Source organism: Dietzia lutea (assembly GCF_003096075.1).
Lineage (GTDB): Bacteria > Actinomycetota > Actinomycetes > Mycobacteriales > Mycobacteriaceae > Dietzia > Dietzia lutea.
Map to the genome: position 1 here is coordinate 2,572,482 of NZ_CP015449.1, position 18,693 is coordinate 2,591,174.

Annotated in this window: 17 protein-coding genes; 3 read left to right on the forward strand and 14 right to left on the reverse strand. The window is 70.9% G+C overall.

The window, feature by feature from the left end; all coding sequences use genetic code 11:
* Positions 1-39: 39 nt before the first annotated feature.
* A complete protein-coding gene (locus A6035_RS11750) occupies positions 40-885 on the reverse strand; it encodes a glycosyltransferase family 2 protein (RefSeq protein ID WP_108847925.1) in 846 nt (281 codons plus the stop codon).
* A gap of 66 nt (positions 886-951) precedes the next feature.
* On the opposite strand from A6035_RS11750, the gene A6035_RS11755 reads away from it, so the two are divergent.
* Positions 952-1,896 carry a polysaccharide pyruvyl transferase family protein gene (locus tag A6035_RS11755; protein ID WP_108849251.1) on the forward strand — a complete coding sequence of 315 codons (945 nt, stop codon included), beginning with the start codon at positions 952-954 and terminating at the stop codon, positions 1,894-1,896.
* Between the two features lie 119 nt (positions 1,897-2,015).
* Positions 2,016-3,323: a cytochrome P450 gene (locus tag A6035_RS11760; protein WP_108847926.1), complete on the forward strand. Its 1,308-nt coding sequence runs from the start codon at positions 2,016-2,018 to the stop codon at positions 3,321-3,323.
* A gap of 55 nt (positions 3,324-3,378) precedes the next feature.
* Here A6035_RS11760 and A6035_RS11765 read toward each other — a convergent pair whose 3' ends face one another.
* From A6035_RS11765 to A6035_RS11780, 4 genes are read right to left on the reverse strand one after another with little or no spacing between them, the layout of a single operon-like run.
* On the reverse strand, positions 3,379-4,242 hold the full coding sequence (locus A6035_RS11765; protein ID WP_108847927.1) for a LuxR C-terminal-related transcriptional regulator: 864 nt from the start codon (positions 4,240-4,242) through the stop codon (positions 3,379-3,381).
* 24 nt (positions 4,243-4,266) lie between these two features.
* The gene (gene mmsB / locus A6035_RS11770; protein ID WP_108847928.1) at positions 4,267-5,172 is read right to left on the reverse strand and encodes a 3-hydroxyisobutyrate dehydrogenase; all 906 of its coding nucleotides are present in this window, start codon (positions 5,170-5,172) and stop codon (positions 4,267-4,269) included.
* Positions 5,173-5,175: 3 nt separating this feature from the next.
* On the reverse strand, positions 5,176-6,339 hold the full coding sequence (locus A6035_RS11775) for an acyl-CoA dehydrogenase family protein (protein WP_108847929.1): 1,164 nt from the start codon (positions 6,337-6,339) through the stop codon (positions 5,176-5,178).
* Positions 6,340-6,367: 28 nt separating this feature from the next.
* Positions 6,368-7,894, reverse strand: coding sequence for a CoA-acylating methylmalonate-semialdehyde dehydrogenase (locus A6035_RS11780; protein ID WP_108847930.1), 1,527 nt, complete (start codon positions 7,892-7,894; stop codon positions 6,368-6,370).
* A gap of 233 nt (positions 7,895-8,127) precedes the next feature.
* Between A6035_RS11780 and A6035_RS11785 the strand changes: the two genes are divergently transcribed.
* A complete protein-coding gene (locus A6035_RS11785) occupies positions 8,128-9,873 on the forward strand; it encodes an AMP-binding protein (protein ID WP_108847931.1) in 1,746 nt (581 codons plus the stop codon).
* An 88-nt stretch (positions 9,874-9,961) separates the two neighbouring features.
* Here the strand turns inward: A6035_RS11785 and A6035_RS11790 are convergent, their stop codons facing one another.
* From A6035_RS11790 to A6035_RS11830, 9 genes are all read right to left on the reverse strand, one after another.
* On the reverse strand, positions 9,962-10,855 hold the full coding sequence (locus tag A6035_RS11790) for an SDR family NAD(P)-dependent oxidoreductase (protein WP_108847932.1): 894 nt from the start codon (positions 10,853-10,855) through the stop codon (positions 9,962-9,964).
* Complete coding sequence (locus A6035_RS11795) at positions 10,852-12,513, reverse strand: AMP-binding protein (protein WP_108847933.1); 1,662 nt, start codon at positions 12,511-12,513, stop codon at positions 10,852-10,854. The genes A6035_RS11790 and A6035_RS11795 overlap by 4 nt, the downstream gene beginning before the upstream one ends.
* A gap of 33 nt (positions 12,514-12,546) precedes the next feature.
* Entirely contained in the window at positions 12,547-13,845 is a 1,299-nt protein-coding gene (locus tag A6035_RS11800) for a hypothetical protein (RefSeq protein ID WP_108847934.1), read from the reverse strand.
* A 5-nt stretch (positions 13,846-13,850) separates the two neighbouring features.
* A complete protein-coding gene (locus tag A6035_RS11805; protein WP_108847935.1) occupies positions 13,851-14,426 on the reverse strand; it encodes a nuclear transport factor 2-like protein in 576 nt (191 codons plus the stop codon).
* A 5-nt stretch (positions 14,427-14,431) separates the two neighbouring features.
* On the reverse strand, positions 14,432-14,647 hold the full coding sequence (locus tag A6035_RS11810; protein WP_108847936.1) for a ferredoxin: 216 nt from the start codon (positions 14,645-14,647) through the stop codon (positions 14,432-14,434).
* Entirely contained in the window at positions 14,647-15,945 is a 1,299-nt protein-coding gene (locus A6035_RS11815) for a cytochrome P450 (protein ID WP_108849252.1), read from the reverse strand. The genes A6035_RS11810 and A6035_RS11815 overlap by 1 nt, the downstream gene beginning before the upstream one ends.
* Before the next feature lie 80 nt (positions 15,946-16,025).
* Positions 16,026-16,820 carry an SDR family oxidoreductase gene (locus A6035_RS11820; protein WP_108847937.1) on the reverse strand — a complete coding sequence of 265 codons (795 nt, stop codon included), beginning with the start codon at positions 16,818-16,820 and terminating at the stop codon, positions 16,026-16,028.
* Positions 16,817-18,034 (reverse strand): cytochrome P450, encoded by a 1,218-nt coding sequence (locus A6035_RS11825; RefSeq protein ID WP_108847938.1) that lies wholly within the window; start codon positions 18,032-18,034, stop codon positions 16,817-16,819. Before A6035_RS11825 ends, A6035_RS11820 begins: the two co-directional genes overlap by 4 nt.
* An 8-nt stretch (positions 18,035-18,042) precedes the next feature.
* On the reverse strand, positions 18,043-18,615 hold the full coding sequence (locus A6035_RS11830) for a TetR/AcrR family transcriptional regulator (RefSeq protein ID WP_108847939.1): 573 nt from the start codon (positions 18,613-18,615) through the stop codon (positions 18,043-18,045).
* Positions 18,616-18,693: the final 78 nt, after the last annotated feature.

The following is an 18,693-nucleotide window of genomic DNA, read 5'->3' on the forward strand; positions in this document are numbered from 1 at the left end:
CTGTGGGGCTTCTACCCCTCGTCCGCGGCGCGGACCCATCTATCCGTCGTCCGCGGCGCGGAGCCGCTCCCGCGCGCGCAGCGTGCGCTCCCCCACCACCCGGCGCGCGGCGAGCGCGGCGGGAATCCTCGGAACCGCGCTGAGTAGTCCCCTCCGCCCGTCCGCGCTGCGCATCCCGTCCACGACCTCACCCGCGACCGCGCCCGCCGGCAACCGGAGGACCGCGGTGAGGAGGCGGCTGCGGGTGAGTCCCGCCCGGCGGATCCCCGGCGCGTCACGCACCGGCGACGGGTGGTGGTGAGCCACGAGGTCCGGGACGTGGCAGATCTGCCAGCCCGCGTCGTGCAGGTCGAGGGCGACCCGCTCCTCCTCGCCGGGAAAGCGGATGACGTCGTCGAATCCACCCACGCCGAGGAACGCCTCGCGGCGGACGATCGCACCGCACCCGACGAAACCCAGGAGGCCCGGGCCCGGGGCGTCCGGCGCGGTGCCCAGGGGCGAGTCGGCGAGGACCGCGTTGATCGGGTCCGGCTCGTCCGCCGGTCCCACGAGGATGGTGCCGGCGGCCAGTCCGAGGCGCGGATACTCGGCGAAGAGCCGCACCGCCCGCTCGAGGGAGTCCGGCTCCCACCACGAGTCGTCGTCGGCGAACGCGACGAGCTCGGTCCGCGCCGCCCGCGCGCCGACGGTGCGGGCCCTCGCGGCGAGGTTCTCGGGGGACGCGATGACGCTCACGTGGTCGCCCGCCGCGCGGCACACCTCCACCGAGTCGTCGTCCGAGGCGTTGTCCACGACGATCACGGGCGCGTCATGGCGGGGCAGGGTGGCCCGGAGGTCCTCTCGCCGGTTCCTCGAGGCCACCACGACGGTCACGTTGGTGTTCACCGGCCCGAGGCTAGCCCGACGAGGCGGGGCTGGCGGGGCGGAGCCGTGTCGGGCAGGCTCGATGGGGTGCGCGTACTCATCGTCGGTTGGTCCAGTCCCCTGCACGGCGAGGCCACGGCCGGCGACGTCCTGGCGATGGAGGCGGTGGCCCGTCGCCTCACCGCCGACGGGATCGGTCACGACACTGCCTGGAGCGCGGTGATGTGCCCGCCCGGCGGCCTCCGCCTCGACGACGTCGACCCCGCCCACTACACCCACGTGGTCTTCGTGTGCGGCCCCGCCAGCGGCGATGCCGCGGTCGAGATGCTGGACCGCTTCCCCCGCTGCCGACGGATCGCGGTCGGCGTCAGCGTCGTGGACCACGCCGATCCCCTGCTCGACCGACTCGACGCCGTGATCGCCCGCGACTCCCCCGGTTCGACCGCGCGACCCGACCTGGCCGCGCACGTCTCGCCACCGGTGGTGCCCGTCGTCGGGGTGTACCTGACCGGCGGCCAACACGAGTACGGCGACCGTCGCCGCCACGAGGCCGTGATCGGCGCGCTCACCGACTGGCTGGGCGGCCTGGACGCGGCGCTGCTGCCGCTGGAGACCCGACTCGACCCCCGCGACTGGCGGCTGCCCTCGACGCCCGGTCAGGTGAGCTCGGTGATCGCCCGCCTGGACGCCGTGGTGACGATGCGGATGCACGGACTCGTTCTGGCCCTGCAGACCGGCGTACCCGCACTGGCCATCGATCCGATCAGCGGTGGCGGCAAGGTGTCCGCGCAGGCCGCGGCGTGGGACTGGCCGGCGGTCATCGGCGCCGACGACCTCGGCGCGGGCGCGCCCGGAGCCGACGCGTTCACCGCCGACGGCCTGGGCGCCCCCGGCCCAGGTGAGACCGTTCTCGACCACTGGTGGCGCTGGTGCCTGTCCCCCGACGGGCGCGCCGCCGCGCGCCGACTCGCCGACGACCGGCCGACCGACGGCATGCTCGACGAACTGATGGAGGCACTGCGGAGGCGGTGAGCGCGCGGCGGCCGGATGCCGGCGGGACGGTCGCGACCGGAAGCGCGTCGGCGCGAGTCGCTCTAGGGTGGCCGGGACGCCTACCGCGAGTTCCCACCGAGCACGAAGGAGAGCGCCCGATGCCCCGACCCACCGCCCGAGTAATGGGTGACCAGTCCCTCGACTTCCTCCGCTCCGGCTATCTGTTCGCCTCACGGGTGCGTCAGCGGGCGGGCGTCTCCCCCGAGTCGCAGACCCCGGTCCGCCTCCGGCTGATGGGCCGCAGCACGGTGCTGCTGCGGGGCATCGACGGTGTCCGCGCCTTCTACGACGCCGACAAGGTCAAGCGCGACGGGGCGATGCCGTCGTTCATCCGGCTGCCGCTGTTCGGACCCGGCTCCGTCCACAAGCTCGACGGCCGCGCGCACGCCGCCCGGAAGAACGCGCTCGCGGACATGGCCTACGACGACGACCGGGTCGCCCGGTTCGCCCGGCTGGTGGCCGACGAGCTCGAGGAAATGCTCGACCGGTGGGCGCGCAGCGGCGGGGGCACCGTCTACGACGACACCTCGACCGCGTTCGGCCGGGCGGCGTTCCGGTGGGCCGGGTTGCCGCTCACGCCGCCGGAGGCCGACCGCCGCGCACGGCAGATGAGCCGGCTGCTCGACACGTTCGGGAAGGTGGCGACCAACCCGGTCGCGGAGGTCGAGCGCGTGCGACTGGACCGCTGGGCCACGGGACTGATCCGCGCGGTGCGCTCGGGCGACCTGCGGGCCGAGCCGGGCTCCGTCCTGGCGGCGATGGCGGATCTGCGCGACGAGGACGGCGCGCTCGTCGACGACCGCACCGCGGCGGTGGAGCTACAGAACCTGACCCGACCCACCGTGGCGGTGGCCCGGTTCGCCGCGTTCGCGGCGGTCGCCCTCGCCGAACACCCGCAGTGGGCGGACCGGATCCGGGAGGCTGCGTCCGCCGCCGGTCGGCTCACGGACATCCCGGAGGCCGTGGCGTTCGCCCAGGAGGTCCGCCGGATCTACCCGTTCGTGCCCATGCTGCCCGCCCTGGCCACCAGGGATTTCGAGGTCCAGGGCTGCCCGGTCCGCAAGGATCAGCTGGTCCTGCTCGATCTCCTCGGCACCGACACCGACCCCAACCACTGGCACGACGCCACCACCTTCGACCCCGGACGGTTCCTGGGCGTCGACGACGCCGAGGCGCTCGAGGCGTTCATCCCCCACGGCGGGGCCGGGGTGCGCACGGGTCACCGCTGTCCCGGCGAGAAGATCGCCGTGACCGCGCTGTCCGCCACCGTGGCCGCGCTGTGCCGCCCCGAGGTGCGTATCAGTCGGGATCACGACGACATGACGTTCCCGTGGACCCACATGCTCACCCGGCCCGCGACCGGCGTGCGGGTGACGTGGCAGGAGCGGGAGACCGCGCCGACGTAGAGCCGCCCCGCCGTCGCGACGGCGGGGCGGGGGACGGTGATACGGCGGGGGCGGGTCAGGGCAGGAGGCCGAGCAGCCGCGCCCGGGCCACCGACTCCATCCGCGACCGCGTCCCGAGCTTGGTGCCGATATTGCGCAGGTACGCCTTGATCGTCTCCGGCGAGAGCGATAACCGTGCGCCCACCTCCGCGTTGGACAACCCGAGCGCCACCTGGGCGAGGACGTCGATCTCCCGGGGCGAGAGCACCGACTTCGCGGACACCGGCACCTCGCCGGCGTCAGGCGAGCGCCCGACCCCGGCGAGGGCGGACCCGGCGGCCAGCAGCCTGTCGCGCAGCGCCGGGTCGCCCAGCTCCGCGGCGATCGCGCGCAGCTCACCGTGCAGCACCCGCAGCTGCTCACGATCCGAGGCCTCCAGGCCGACGGTGTGCTCGGCGGCGGCGACATCGGCCATGCGCAGTCGACGGTCGACCTCGTCGCGGACCCGGAATTCCGAGGCCAGGTCGGCGGCCACCGAGTTGAAGGTCTTCGTCACGTGGTCGCCGAGCTGCGTGGCCACGCGCGCCGAGCCGTAGAGGATCGTGCGCGCGACGCCGGAGACCATCACCGGGACCGAGATGATGGCCCGCAGGCCCTCCTGCCCCACCGCCTCGGCGTAGTGCCGGGTGATGCCGGAGCAGTCCTCGTAATCGCGGACCGTCGCGGGCCGCCCGGACGCCATGACGTGACCGCCGAGCCCGCGGCCCTTGGCCACCTGCAGACCCTGCATCGAGGTGGTCCGGGCACCGATGAACCGACTGAGCTGGGCGGTCTCGCCGTTCCCCTCCCCCGCGAAGACGATCGGGAGCCCGGATTCCTGTCGAGCTCTGCGCAGTGCGCCCAGAACGGCGTCCGAATCGCTCGGCCGGAGGGTGGTCATGACAACTCTCCTCGTACTGACGGGTCAGCTCCGCGCGGAGTCGCGGATGCTGGTGATGATCGCACTGAAGTCCTTGCCGCCGTTGTCCTGCGCGAACTCGTCGTACAGTGCCGCGGCCGCCGCGCCGAGCGGCGCCACGGTCCCGGTGCTCTCCAGCGCGGCCAGCGCCAGGCCCAGGTCCTTGTTCATCAGTGCGGTGGCGAAGCCGGGCTTGAACTCGTTGTTCGCCGGCGACGTCGGGACCGGGCCGGGCACCGGGCAGTTGGTGTGCAGCGCCCAGCTGTTGCCGGTCGCGCCGGTGACGACGTCGAACAGCGCCTGGTGCTCGAGCCCCAGCCGCTCGGCCAGGACGAACGCCTCACCGATCGCGATCTGGTGCACGGCCAGGACCATGTTGTTGCAGACCTTCGCGGCCTGGCCCGCACCGGCGCCGCCGCAGTGGATGACCTTGCCCGCCATCGGCTCGAGGACCGGCTGCGCGGCCGCGAACGCCGCGTCCTCGCCACCGACCATGAACGCCAGGGTGCCGGCGGTGGCGCCCTTGACCCCGCCCGAGACGGGGGCGTCCACCTGGAGCATCCCGGCCGCCACCGCCTGCTCGTGGACCGCGCGGGCATCGTCGACCGAAATGGTGGACGAGTCGATGAACAGCGTGCCCGCCTCGGCGGAATCGAGCACGTCGGCGTAGGTCGAGGTCACCAGCTCACCGTTGGGCAGCATCGTGATGACCACGGCGGCACCCCGCACCGCCTCGACCGGGGACCCGCACACCGTCACCCCGGCCTCGCGGGCGGCCTGCTGTGCGGCCTCGACGGGATCGAAGCCGCGGACCTCGTGACCGGCCCCGACCAGATTGGCGGCCATCGGCCCGCCCATGTTGCCCAGCCCGAGGAACGCCACGGTCGGCTTGCTCGTGTCCACGTTGCTCATCTACTACGCTCCCAGTCCGCGAGCGGCGACGGCCCGGCCGACGACGACACGCATGATCTCGTTCGTGCCCTCAAGGATGCGGTGGACCCGCAGATCCCGCACGATCTTCTCGATTCCGTATTCCGATAGATATCCGTAGCCGCCGAACAGCTGCAGCGACCGGTCCGCGATGTCGAAGCAGCGGTCCGTGACGAAGAGCTTGGCCATGGCGCACAGTTCCACGTGGTCGGGCTCCTTGGCGTCCAGCGCCGCCGCCGCCCGCCACAGCATCAGCCGGCTGGCCTCCAGCTCGGTGGCCATCTCCGCGAGGGTGAAACGGATGGTCGGCTCGTCGATGAGCGCCCCACCGAACGCCTCGCGGTCCCGCACGTGGGCCACCGCCCGCGCATAGGCCTCCTGCGCGCCACCCAGCGAACAGGCCGCGATGTTGATGCGGCCGCCGTTGAGACCGCGCATGGCGATGGTGAAGCCCAGCCCCTCCCCGCCGGAGTCCGCGCCGCCGATGAGGTTGGCGGCCGGCACGCGCACGCCCTCCATGATCACCTGCGCGGTGGGCTGCGCGTTCCAGCCCATCTTCCGCTCCTCCGCGCCGAAGCTCAGCCCCTCGGAGTCCGCGGGGACCAGGAACGCCGAGATGCCCTTGGCCCCGGCGTCCCCGGTCCGCGCCATGACGAGATAGACGTCCGACTGCCCGCCACCGGAGATGAACTGCTTGGTACCGGTGAGCAGGTAGTGGTCACCGTCCCGCACCGCCTTCGTCCGCAGCGCCGCCGCGTCCGACCCGGCACCCGGCTCGGTCAGGCAGTAGCTCGCGAACAGCTCCATCGAGGCCAGCCGCGGGATCCACTCCCGCCGCTGCTCGTCCGTGCCGAACTCGTCGACCATCCACACGCACATGTTGTGGATCGACAGGTACGCCGCCACCGACGGACACCCCCGCGCCAGCTGCTCGAAGATGCGGACACCGTCCAGGCGTCGCATCCCGCTGCCCCCGACGTCCTCCGAGACATAGATCGCGCCCATGCCCATCCCGGCGGCCTCGCGCAGGACGTCCTTGGGGAAGAGGTGGGTCTCGTCCCACTCCTGCGCCTTGGGACCGACCCGCTTGTCCGAGAAGTCGCGTGCGGCGTCGACGATGACCTTGTCGTCGTCATCAAGCGTGAACATCAGGTTCCTCTCCTACGCCCGGAAGGCGTCAGTCCATCGTGGGGATGACGAACTCGGCGCCGTCCTTGATCCCCGAGGGCCACCGCTGCGTGACCGTCTTGACCTTGGAGTAGAACTTGATCGACTCTGGGCCGTGCTGGTTGAGGTCGCCGAAGCCGGACTTCTTCCAGCCGCCGAACGTGTGGTACGCGATCGGCACCGGGATCGGCACGTTCACGCCGACCATGCCGACCTCCACGCGGGAGACGAACTCGCGGGCCGCGTCACCGTCGCGGGTGAAGATGGCCACGCCGTTGCCGTACTCGTGGTCGCTGGGCAGTGCGAGGGCCTCCTCGAAGTCCTTCGCGTGCACGATCGACAGCACGGGGCCGAAGATCTCGTCGGTGTACACGCTCATGTCGGTGGTGACCTTGTCCAGCAGCGTCGGCCCCACGAAGTAGCCGCCCGAGATGTCCTCGTCGTTGAAGGAGTCGGTGTACGCGCCCACGCCGCGGCCGTCGACGAGCACGTCCGCGCCCGCCTTCTCGCCCTGGGAGATGTAGTCCAGCACGCGCTCCTTGGACTCCGGCGTCACCAGCGGCCCGTAGTCGGACTGCGGGTCGTGGCTGTGGCCGACCTTGAGCTCTTTGACCTTGGGCAGGAGCTTCTCGATCAGCTTCTCTGCGGTGCCCTCTCCGACCGGCACGGCCACCGAGATCGCCATGCAGCGCTCGCCCGCCGAGCCGAAACCGGCCCCGACCAGGGCGTCCGCGACCTGGTCCATGTCGGCGTCCGGCATGATGATCGCGTGGTTCTTGGCGCCACCGAAGCACTGCGCGCGCTTGCCCGTGCGGGCCGCGTTCTCGTAGATGTACTGCGCGATCGGGGTCGAGCCGACGAAGCCCACCGCCTGGATCGTGTCGTTGTTCAGGATGGCGTCCACGGCCTCCTTGTCGCCGTGCACCACCTGGAAGATGCCGTCCGGCAGGCCCGCCTCGGTGAACAGCTCGGCAAGGCGGACCGGCACCGACGGGTCGCGCTCGGAGGGCTTGAGGACGAAGGCGTTGCCACAGGCGATGGCCGGACCGGCCTTCCACAGCGGGATCATGGCCGGGAAGTTGAACGGCGTGATGCCGGCGACCACGCCGAGCGGCTGCCGCATCGAGTAGACGTCCACGCCCGAACCGGCGTTCTCGGTGTACTCGCCCTTGAGCAGGTGTGGGATGCCGATCGCGAACTCGATGACCTCGAGGCCGCGCTGGATGTCGCCTTTCGCGTCCGGGGTCGTCTTGCCGTGCTCGATCGCCAGCAGCTCCGCGAGTTCCTGCATGTTCTGGTTGACCAGGTCGACGAACCGCATGAGCACTCGGGCGCGCTTCTGCGGGTTCTGCGCGGCCCACGCCTTCTGCGCGGCGGCGGCCTTGGCGATGACGTCGTCGACCTCGGCCGTCGTGGCCAGCGGCACGACCGCCTGCGCCTTACCCGTACTGGGGTTGAGCACCTCCTGGGTGCGGCCGCCCGTGGCCGCGACGCGCGCGCCGTTGATGTAGTGCTCGACCTGCCTGAGATCCGACATGACCGTCCCTTCGTCAGCGGGGTCGCCTCGGCCGGATGGCCGCGCGCCCCTCTCCCGTGATGCCCATCACCCTATACTTGCAACTCCTAGTAATCCATATCGGGCCCCCGCCCGGCCTCGCACCCTCCCCTTTCGGGTGTACCGCCACCGCGGACGACAGACCTACTGTGAGCTGACTCACTACACAGAACTGACTCACACCACCACCGGCACGTCCGTCGACAGGAGTACCCATGTCCCCGCTGCCCACCGAGGCCACCGTCCGGTTCCGCGCCGCCCGCGACTTCCTCCAGGCCCACGCGCAGGACTACGACGGAGCCCGGGACGGTTTCGCCTGGCCCGAGCTGGACGAGTGGAACTGGGCGCTGAACTGGTTCGACGTGCAGGCCGAGGGCAACGACGACCCCGCGCTGTGGATTGTCGAGGAGCACGACGGCGGCGGCGCACCCACCGAGGCCAAGTACTCATTCGACGAGATGCGCGTGCGCTCCGACCGCACCGCCAACTGGCTCCGCGACCGTGGCGTCGCGCCCGGCGACCGCATCCTGCTCATGCTCGCCAACCAGGTCGAGCTCTGGGACGTCATGCTCGCCGTGATCAAGCTCGGTGCCGTCGTCATCCCCGCGACCACGCTGCTGGCCGAGGGCGACCTGCGCGACCGGATCGCCCGCGGCGGCATCAAGCACGTGATCGCCCGCGCCGAACTGGCCGACCGCTTCTCCGCCATCTCCGGCGACTACCAGCGCATCTCCGTCGGCGGCGTGGACGCGGCCGGCGCCGGCGGCGCACCCGAGGGCTGGACCGATCTGGCCGGCGCGATGGACGCCTCCCCCGACTTCGAACCCAGCCACACCACGCACGCCGACGACACACTGCTTCTGTACTTCACCTCCGGCACCACCAGCAAGCCCAAGCTCGTCGAGCACACGCACGCCTCGTACCCCGCCGGCCACCTGTCAACCATGTACTGGATCGGCCTGCAGCCCGGCGACGTCCACCTCAACGTCTCCTCGCCAGGCTGGGCCAAGCACGCCTGGTCCAACGTCTTCACCCCGTGGATCGCCGGCTCGTGCGTGTTCATCTACAACTACTCGCGCTTCGACGCGACGGCGATGATGCGCGAGATGGACCGCTGCGGCGTGACCAGCCTGTGCTGCCCGCCGACCGTGTGGCGCATGCTCATCCAGGCCGACCTCACCCAGCTGCAGGTGCCGCCGCGTCTCGCGGTAGGCGCCGGTGAGCCGCTCAACCCCGAGGTGATCGGCCGCGTCCGCGACGCGTGGGGCGTGACCATTCGCGACGGCTTCGGCCAGACCGAGACCACCGTGCAGATCGCCAACACCCCCGGCCAGCCCATCAAGGACGGCTCCATGGGACGGCCGTGCCCGGGTTTCGAGGTCGCGTTGGTCGACCCGGCCACCGGGCAGGAGGTCACCGGCGACGGGGCCGAGGGCGAGATCTGCCTGCGCCTCGACCCCCGACCGCTCGGGCTGATGGTCGGCTACCACGGCGACCCCGAGCGGACCGCCGCCGCGTACGCCGACGGCTTCTACCACACCGGTGACGTCGGATCCCGGGACGCGGACGGGTACATCACCTATGTGGGCCGCACCGACGACGTCTTCAAGTCCTCGGACTACCGCATCTCGCCCTTCGAGCTCGAGTCGGTGCTGCTCGAGCACCCGGCGGTCGCCGAGGCGGCCGTGGTGCCGTCCCCCGACCCGGTGCGGTTGAGCGTGCCCAAGGCGTTCGTCGTCCTGGCCGGGGACTGGGAGCCGACCGAGGAGACCGCGCGAGAGATCTTCGAGTACTCGCGCACCCACCTGGCCGGCTACAAGCGGATCCGTCGGCTGCAGTTCACGGACCTGCCCAAGACCATCTCGGGCAAGATCCGGCGCGTCGAGCTGCGCAGGGCCGAGGTCGACAACGGCCCGTCGGTGGACTTCCCCGGCGAGTTCCGCGAGGAGGCGCTGCGCTGACGGCGCCCGAAGCGGACGACGACGAGGTGAGCGCCGCGCCCGCCGCGCAGTTCGCGGCGGGCGCGTGACGGACACGGACCGACGATGCTCACGCCCGGATGAGGGCGTCCAGCTCCTCGGGGGTCCAGGGCGGGCTGTCGTGGAAGTCCCGATACGCCAGGATCCGCGCCTCGGGCGAGGGAAACCTGCCGACGAACCCGCCGGCGCCGGCGAAGACGCCCCCGGTGATCCCGGCCGCGAGGTCGGACACCAAATAGGTGTAGAGCGGGGCGACGTACCCGGGGTCGGCCGGGTCCAGCGCGCCCGCGACGCTGAGCTCGTCGAGCAACCCGCGCCGACCGAGCTCCCGGATCTGCTCCTCGTAGCCGGGCCCGCTCGACAGTCTGGTCCGCGCGCCGGGGCACACGACGTTGGCGCGGACCCCGTGCTCGGCCAGCTCGGCGGCGATCGCCATGGTCAGTGATGTGACCGCGCCCTTGCCGGCCGGGTAGCCGGTGCCGCCGTAGTCGCCCTTCCAGGCGAACGACGACGTGGTGACGATCGCGCCCGAGCCCGCCGCCACCAGGTGTGGCGCGAACACGCGGCAGGGGGCGAACACGGTGCCCAGGTGGGCGTCCATGAGTTCGGCGAACTCCTTGTGGGAGACCGTGAGGATCGAGGAGCCCGCGGGTTCGGGCACGCCCGCGCAGGTGATGAGACCGCCCACGGCGGAGCCCCCCTCGCGGGCCCGGGCGAGCAGTTCCTCGGCCACGTCGGGCTCGTGCGCGGGCCCGGCCACCCCGGTGATCCGACCGGCGGACCGCTCCGCGAGGGCCTCGACCTGCTCGGCCAGCGCATCCGCGTCGCGCCCGTTGAGCACCACGTCCGCGCCGCGGGCGGCGAGGTCCTCGGCCACCGCGGCTCGGATCCCCCGAGAGGAGCCGGTGACGGCGACGACCCGGCCGTCCAGCCGGTGTCCCGGATCCCGGCCCTCTCGCGTCATGACCGCGAGCCCACCGTGTCGGTGCGGCGATCATGGTCGGGGTCGCGGTCGGCGAGGACCCGCTTGGCCCAGCCGTAGTCGGTCTTGCTGCTGGGGTGACGCTCGATCTTCTCGACCACCCAGAAGGCGACGGGGATCTTGAAACCCGCCAGTGACGCGCGCAGGGCCTGCTCGAGGGCGTCGAAGTCCCCCACGTGCCCCTCGGCCCACTCGATCACGGCACCGACCCGGTGTCCGAACCTCTCGTCGGGCACCCCCAGCGCCACCGCGTCCTGCACGCCGTCGACCGCTTTAAGCGCAGACTCGACCTCCTCGGCGAAGATCTTCTCCCCGCCCGAATTGACGACCTGGCTGCCGCGGCCGAGCATGATGATGCTGTCCGGGCCGTCGTACCGGCCCCGGTCCCCCGTGAAGACCCGCCGGCTGCCCGCGATCTCGCGGAACGTCTCGGCGGACTTGGCCACGTCCTTGTAGTAGCCGCTGGGCTGGTAGCCGGACTTGACGATCCACCCGATCTCCGTGGAGTCGTCGGGCAGCGGCTCGTCGAAGTCGTCGACCAGCTGCAGGTTGGCGCCCCGCGGGATGCGGGGACCGCGGTCGGCGAACAGCGAACCGTCGTCCAGGTTGGCCTTGGTCGCGACCCCCAGCCCGCCGAAGCCGCTCTCGGACGAACCGAACGCGTCCATGATCATGAGATCGGGACGCAGCTCGAGCAGCTCGGCCTTGACCGACGGGGAGAACAGCGCGGCCCCGGAGCTGAACATGAACACGCTCGAGGTGTCCACGCCGGTCTCGCGCATGTGCGCGAGCATCGGCCGCACCATCGCGTCGCCGGCGACGATCACGATCTGGATCTTCTCGCTGACGATCTCCTCCAGGACGTCCGCGGCCCGGAAGTGCGGCAGGTAGTGACACGTGCCCCCAGAGAACAAAGCGGTGAAGCTGGGCATGAGCCCGGAGGTGTGGATGAGCGGCAGCAGCACGAGGTAGCGCGCCGGGTCACCTCCCAGCCCGGAGCGGGACTGGTGGTACTCGTCCGGCACCGGCTCGCCGGTGTAGTAGTCCGCGCCGCCGGCCAGACTGCGCCACAGGTCCTCCTGACGCCACATCACCCCCTTCGGCTTCCCGGTTGTGCCGCCGGTGAAGACCAGGAACAGATCGTCGGCGCTCCGGTCGGCCGGGACCCGATCCGGGGAGGCCGCCGCGAGGGCCTCCCTGGCGTCGAGCGCACCGTCGGGCAGGTCTCCGGCTTCGGAGCCGTCGTCCACCGCGATGAGGAGCTGCAGCTTCTCCAGACCGTCCGCTGCCGCCGCCACGGCCGGCGCGAACTCGCGGTGGAAGACCAGCGCGCACGCGTCCGAGTAGTCGTAGAGGTACCGCAGTTCGGATCCCGCGTAGCGGTAGTTGATGCTGATGGGGACCGCGCGGAGCTTGAGGACGCCGAGGAAGAGCGCGATGCAGTCGACGCCGTTGCGCAGGTGGATCGCCACATGCGCCCCCGCGCCGACCCCTCGCGAGGCGAGGACGTCGGCCCACCGGTTGGCCTCGGCGTCCAGGTCGGCGTAGGTGAGGCGGCGCTCGTCCTCGACCACCGCCAGCCGGTCGCTTCCGTACGCGTCCGCCGCGTGTTCGAAGAGGTCTGCGAAGTTGTGTGCCATGACTGGTCCTCCGGGGGTGACGGCGGGTCGGGCTCAGACGGGGGTGATGGGCAGTGCGTTCCGCCTGGGTCCGAAGTCGAAGGCCGCGCCGGTGCTGATGCGGGTCACGGCCACCTCCTCGGACTCCTCTGCGGGCCGGTCCCCCATCCGCAGGACGGCCTCGACACGCGAGCCGTCGGCGGGGACGCGCTCGACCGTCCAGCGCGGGTCCACCGCCTGGGCCGCGGCGGCGAGCGGCCGGAGTCCGTCGCGGGCGAGCAGGGGTAGCCAGGTGTCGTCGGCGAACCCGTCCGCGGCCGTGTCCCACCGGACGGTCAGCCCGGTGCCGTCGGAGGTCACCTCGGACGAGTACCCGGTGTACGCGGTCGGGCCGGCGAGCGGGTGCACGTCGAGAACCGCCGCGAGCCCCGGGGCGTCCGCGACGACACCCAGGACGTCCCGGATCCGGCCCGCGGCGACACCGGCGATCCCGGTGGCCTGGTAGGCGAGCAACCGGTCGGCGACCTCGGCGTCCGAGCGACGCCGGACCGACTGGTGGAATCCCACGGCGAGCAGGTGCATCTGGAGGTACACCTCGCGGATGATCCTGATGAGTGCCGCGGAGGTGAACTCCGTGAAGACCAGGTCGCTGAGCAGCGGCCCGGCGTAGTCATCGCGGTCACCCTCCCCCGTGGTGTCGCGGGGTGCCGGCGGGTCGAACCGGAACCCGACCACGCGGCTCGACGCCGACTCGATGGCGGGTTCCGGGAACGGGAAGGGTTCTCCGTCGGGATCGATCCGCACCCGCCAGTGGCAGTGCGGGGTCCGGCCCTCGGGACTGCGGGGCGGGCGGTGGATCGGCTCGACCACGGCCAACGGGTTGGTGGCCAGAGCCGTGGCGGGGAACGTCGGATCCTCGATGTCGTGGCACATGGTCGTGACCAGACGGTCCCCCATCGGCTCGACGTCCATGAGTGCGCCGCAGTGGTCGAGCCAGAACTCGCCGTTGTCGTGGTCACTCACGGAATAGCGGAAGTCCATGAACTCGGGCGGGGCGCCCACGTCGAGTTGGAACCCCTTGAAGATCTCGGCGACCCCGTCGCCGGTGATGGACAGCGCCTCCTTCATGCGCTTGGCGTAGTGCGGGCTGGCGGCCTGCCATTCCTCGATCGCGACGTCGCGCATGCCGTCGACGCCGAACTCGCCGAGCAGGGCGGGCATACCCGCGCGGTCGACGAGCTGGCCGATGAGCAGCAGGTCCGGCAGGAGCCGGGCGAGCGTCGAGTGGGACAGGGACTCGAGCGGATCGGGACGCGCCGCGGGCCCCGGCGGCGGTGTGGGCGTCGACGACATGGGACTCAGACCTCGTCCGGGGCCGAGACCGGCCACAGCGGGGCCGGGCTGTCCTCGATGCGGTACCAGCCGGCGGGCTTGCCCCCGGCAGCCTCGAAACGCTCCTTCATGGAGGGGGTCAGCGCGTCCGCGTTGTACATGCGCATCATGAGATCCACGACGTTGCCGAAGTCGAAGAAATCGCGCTGCCAGGCCCACTGCTGATCGCCGTTGTAGAGGAACCACGACCCACCCAGGCCGTGCACCTCGTAGGGCTCGCCGGTCCGGGGATCGACGGTGTCGCGCGCGACCTGCTTCCACAGACACAGCACGTCGCCGGTCTCCGGGTCGATGATCGTCCGGATGTAGGGGTACTCCCAGCCGTCGAGTCCGGCCATCTCCTGTCCGAGGGCGATATCGCGGATCTCGTCTCGGCCGACGGCCATGAAGTCGTCCTTCGTGCCGTAGTTCCATCCGTAGGTGGCGTCCTCGGCGTAGAACTCGGCCAGCGGTCGCCAGTCCTTGTTGCGCTCGCACTCGGCGTTGGCCTCGATCCATCGGTCGACGAACTCGGCGATCTCGGCGCGGTCAAAACGGGTCACGTCACTCACTCCTGGGCTCTGTCGGTGTCGACCAGGCGCAGCGCCTGGGTCGGGCAGTACTTCACGGCGTCTCTGACCGCGTCGATCTGGTCCTCGGGGATCTCGCCCCGCTTCGCGCGCGCCTTGGCGTCGGCGCCCTTGCCGACGGTGAACCAGTCCGGGGCCTCGACCTGGCATTCGGCGTGGCCCTGACACAGGTCGAAGTCGACCTCCACCCGCATCACAGCACCCGCTTCCGATAGCGGACCTTGCAGGGCTGGGCCAGCTGGACGACCATCTTCGAGTGGTCGTTGTGATAGCTCTCCTCCGGCTGCGCGAGCTCGAATTCGTACTCGCGCAGCAGCACCGAGAAAATGGCCTTGATCTGCAGCTGGGCGAACGCCGCGCCCACGCAGCGGTGCCGGCCGGCGCCGAAGGGGATCCACGTCCAGCGATTGACGATGTCCTCCTGCCGCGGCTCGGCGTAGCGGTCCGGGTCGAAGGAGTCGGCGTCCGGGAAGTCCTCCGGGAGCCGGTTGGACACCGCCGGTGAGGCGGCGACGGTCTGGCCGGCCCGGACCACGAAGTCGTCGATCTTGACGTCCTCCTGCGCGACCCGCATGAGGATGATGAGCGGCGGGTGCAGCCGCAGGGTCTCCTTGAGCGCGTTCTCGACCTTCGGCATCTGACGAAGGGCGCCGAAGCTGTACTCGGCGCCGTCGGCGTAGATCTCGTCGAGTTCGGCGAGGACCTGCTGCATGTACTCCGGGTGCCGCAGGAGCTCGATGAGCATCCAGGCGCTGGTACCCGACGTGGTGTGGTGACCGGCGAACATCATCGAGATGAAGATTCCGGTCACCTCGTTCGGGGTGAACCGGTGGGTGCCGTCTTCGTCCTTGATCGACACCAGGACGTCCAGAAGGTCCCGGTCCTCCTTGTCGGCCGGCGGATTGGCGATCCGCTCGTCCATGATCGCGGAGACGAGCTCCACCAGACCCTCGCGGGCGGCGTCCCGTCGACGGAAGGACTCGATGTCCGCGTACGGGTCGATATACGCGTGCGGGTCGGTCCCCTGCTCGAGGTCGTGGTACAGATGCGCGAACCGGGCGTCGAGCTGTTCGCGGAATTTCGGCCCGATGAGACAGGCCGACGACGTGTAGATGGTGAGCTCGGAGAACCATTCGAGCAGGTCGATCTCGCCCTCGTCGCCCCAGTCCGCGACCATCCGCTCGACCTCGCGCGGGATGGTGACGGCGTGTTGCCGCATGTGCTCCCCGCGAAGGGCGGTGTTGTGCAGCATCTCGGATCGACGCTCCGGGCTGGCGTCGAACACGACGCCCTCCCCGAACACGGACGTCATGAACGGGTAGGCGGCGGCCTGGTCCAGCGATTCGTCCGGCGCGCGGAAGAACGCCTCGTTCGCGGCCGCCCCGGAGGCGAGGCAGATGTCGCGGTCGGCGATCCGGAAGATCCCCAGCTCGCCACATTCCTCCCGGACCCGCCAGAACAGGCTGATGGGATCGGTCCGGAGCTCGTCCATGTGGCCTAGTTCGCCCTCGCCACCGGACACGCGGGTCGGCTCTTTCAGGGTCGAGAAGTCGACCGGGTTTTCTGTGCTGGTCACGAGTAGTCCTCCTCGATGGGGGCTTCCGGCTGGATCTCCAGCTCGGTGATCTGGGCGCCTCGGGGCATCGACACCATGGCGGCGACTCCCCTGGCGAGGTCGGCGGGCTTGCACATCCGTGGGTGTCGACCGAATCCGTGCCTGACCCATTCGTTGATGACGGCCTCGGCGGTGTCCTGGTCGAACTCGGTACCCATCTCGGTCATCACCGGCCCCGGGCGGACGACGCCGAGCCGGACACCCGTGCCCTCGAGTTCCCGGCGGGCCTGCTTGGCCATCGTCTCCAGGCCGGCCTTGGCGGCGACGTACGCGCCCGAACGAGGCCGGGCGGTGTAGGCGACGTCGGAGCCGATGAGCACAACGTCCCCACGGTGGCGCTCGATCATCCCGGGCAGAACCGCGTGCAGCAGTCGATGGACGGCGAGCAGGTGGATGTCCACCTGGGCGGCGAAGTCGTCCGGGGACAGTTCCCAGACCCGGGCCATCTTGAGGGTTCCGGCGCTGGACACCAGCACCTCGGGCGCCCCGTAGGCGTCGGTGGCCGCGGTGACGAACCCGGCGACGGAGCCGGCGTCGGTGACGTCGACCGCGCGCGCCGTGGCCTCACCGCCGGCCTCGCGGATGGACCGGACGAGGTCGTCGAGACGGTCGGCACGGCGCGCGCCGACGACGACCGGGTGGCCGAGTGCCGCGAGGGCCTCGGCCGACGCGCGGCCGATGCCCGAGGAGGCCCCGGTGACCAGCGCGGGCCGGCCCGTGACCTCGAGATGGGGCGGGAACCTCAGGCTCATCGCCGGGACACCTCGACACGCATCGGCAGGTGGGCGAACCCGCGAACGTTGGAGGAGTGGACGCGCTGGGCACCCGGTAGCAGCTCGTACCCGGCGATCGACCGCGAGATCATGTCCAGCGCGATGCGTCCCTCGAGCCGGGCCAAGTGAGCGCCCAGGCAGAAGTGCGGGCCCTGACCGAAGCTCAGGCTCGCCGAGGTGTCGCGGGACAGGTCGAACGTGTCACCGCGCTCGAACACCTCCTCGTCGCGGTTGGCGGAACCGATGAGCAGCAGCACCTTCTGGTCGGCGGGGATCGTCACGCCGCGGACGGCGGTCTCCTGCGTCGTGGTGCGCAGGACCAGCTGGCTGGAGGTGTCGAACCGCAGCGTCTCCTCCACCCAGGCCGGGGCGAGCTCGGGGTCGTCGAGCACCGCGCGCGACTGGTCCGGGTTCTCGTGGCCCCAGAACAGCGCGTTGGCCAGCAGCTTGGTGGTGGTCTCGTTCCCGGCGACCACCATGAGGAAGAGGAATGACAGGATCTCGTCCTCGTCGAGCTTCTCGCCGTCGATCTCGGCGTCCAGCAACGCGGAGGTGAGGTCCTCGGTCCGCACCCGCCGGCGCTCGGCGACCATGCCCTGGTAATAGGTGATGAGGTCCAGCGCGGCGACCATCGACTCCTGCGGGACGTCCTCCACGCCCTCCTCGCGGTGCATGACCAGATCGGCCAGGCGGCGCAGCTCCGCGCGGTCGGCCTCCGGGACCCCCATGAGGTCCGAGATGACGTCCATGGGCAGCTTGCCGGCGTAGTCCTCCACGAAGTCGAACGCCTCTCCGTCGCGGGACCGCGCCAGACACTCGTCCCAGTACTGGCGGGAGATTGCCGCGATCTGATCCGACAGCGCGTCGACGCGGCGGGAGGTGAACCCCTTGCTCACGAGCTTGCGCAGCCGGGCGTGCCGCGGGTCGTCCATCGCGAGGAAGGACATCGTCTTGTAGGCGTGCGGACCGTAGGCCGCGGGGTCCAGCGAGACGCCCATGGCGTTGGAGAACACGTCCGGTGCCCGGAACGCCTCCCGCACGTCGGCGTGCCTGCTCAGCGCCCAGAAACCCAGCTCCGGGTTGTGGTAGACGGGAGCCTCGGCGCGGAGACGGGCGTAGTACGGGTACGGGTCCTCGTGGACCGCGTAGTCGTACGGGCTGAACACGAGTGGGGCGGGAGTACTGGTGGTCATGGCCAGTGTCACCTCAGGATCAGTCGAGCTGCGGATTCGATCGCGTCTGCCATGTCCGAGTAGGAGCCGTAGCCCATCCCCGCCCGGACGAGTGCGCCGGCGTAGACCATCTCCAGCGCACTGACGACCTCGTCGTCGTTCTCCTCCCCCAGCGCCGCCACGAGGCGGCGGCGGATGTCCGCGCCGATCCGGACGCGCAGGTGGGACACCTCCGGGTCGTCACCCAACAGCGCAGCGGTGACCGCCGACGACAGTTCGGGCTCGTCGGCCAGGAGCAGCGCCACGTCGCGCAGCACGGCGACCACCCTGTCGGCGATGGAGCCGCCCTCGGGCCGCTCGGTCACGTGCTCGCTCAGCCGCCGCCAGAACACCTCCGCGATGAGATGGCCCTTGGAGGAGAAGTAGGTGTACGCGGTCGCCGGGGCGACCCCCGCCTTGGCGGCGACACCGCGCACGGCCAGGCCCGCCGGGCCCTTCTCGCGCAGCACCTCGACCGCCGCGGTGGTGAGACGGTCGACGGTCTCGGCCTGTTGGCCGTTGAGCCTGCGCCGCGTCGATTCGAACCGGAGATCACTGGACATGTGTCTGGACAATACACCACTGCCGGACTACCGTCTAGACAGCTGTCCACCCGACCGACGACCACCCATCCCGACGGA